Here is a 593-nt window from a genome sequence, read left to right as displayed (position 1 = left end):
ACAGTCTACAAATAAAAAAGCATAACATTTGGCCAACGGGCGATTTTGCCATGTTTCTAATTCTGGCAAGACTGTATCTGTGATGCTTGAAATCATGTCATGTGATATCTGAAACCCATAAATATCTTCGATTGTTTTAGCGATATCTCGCTGTGACATACCGCGTGCATACATAGCTAGCACCTTGTTTTCAATCGCAGAGACATCTTTCTGACGTTTTGGAATGACCTGCGGTTCAAAGGTGCCAGAACGATCTCGTGGGACATCAATAGGAACTTCGCCATAACTCGTTCGCACCGTTTTACTCCCATACCCATTGCGGCGGTTTTCGTCTTCTTTGTCTTCGCGGGAATATGAGGTATAACCAAGATGATGTTCTATTTCTCCTTGTAATAATTGCTCAAAGAGCGGTCCAAATACGTCTTTTAAGGCACTTTGCATCTCTTCCACAGACTCCGGTTGATATTCTTCCACAATGGCTTTCGCAAGGGCAACGGTTTTAGGATCACGCTTTTTCTTTGGCATCTTACTCTCATCCTTTCCGATTTTTATTCATTGTATCAAAAAAGAAAAACTGTATAAACAATGAACTA

1 protein-coding gene is annotated in these 593 nt (G+C 41.0%); it reads right to left on the bottom strand.

Features of this window, described 5'->3' with window-relative positions; translation table 11 throughout:
- On the bottom strand, nucleotides 1–525 hold a 525-nt coding region (locus tag R8925_RS15845; RefSeq protein WP_430536748.1), incomplete at its 3' end, for a transposase.
- Between the last annotated feature and the right edge of the window lie 68 nt (nucleotides 526–593).

The organism is Listeria rocourtiae subsp. hofi, from assembly GCF_963575615.1.
In the GTDB taxonomy this organism is placed as follows: Bacteria; Bacillota; Bacilli; order Lactobacillales; family Listeriaceae; genus Listeria_A; species Listeria_A hofi.
Note: the sequence above shows the minus strand (reverse complement) of the source record. Positions and strands in the feature narration are given on the sequence as shown.